General features: G+C 33.2%; 1 pseudogene. It reads right to left on the bottom strand.

Going from position 1 to position 391, the window contains the following annotated elements:
* Nucleotides 1-391, bottom strand: a pseudogene (locus HMPREF2984_RS04910) (peptidoglycan bridge formation glycyltransferase FemA/FemB family protein); the annotation flags it as partial.

Genomic DNA, 391 nt, shown 5'->3' with positions numbered 1-391 from the left:
CTATTTAAAATTTTTTTAATTATTTGAATAGTTTTATGTTTAAACGGGGAAGGATAATATCTAAAAGTTCCCATTTTTCTCAGGACATAACCATTGAAATTTTATTTAAAACGAAGTACACTGTCAGAACCATCAAAATGACCAGTAATACCCAAAAGGTTGTAACAGGGAATACCTCGCTTGATTGATTCTCGCATTACATAATCTTGCAAAAGAGCGGGCGCGTAGAATTTGTTAAATTCAGGATAGGATCCAGAAAAGAGATAGACCGTTTCTTTGGGAGTGTATACAAAAAGACTGCCAGCTAATATTGTACTTTCGTCTTCATGCTTTTTGAATAGTTGGTATGCTTCGTTTTTTCGTATTTCAAACGTTTCGAATTGACTAGATA

Origin of the sequence: Streptococcus sp. HMSC066E07 (genome assembly GCF_001814695.1) — a bacterium.
Taxonomy (GTDB): Bacteria; Bacillota; Bacilli; order Lactobacillales; family Streptococcaceae; genus Streptococcus; species Streptococcus hominis.
Note: the sequence above shows the minus strand (reverse complement) of the source record. Positions and strands in the feature narration are given on the sequence as shown.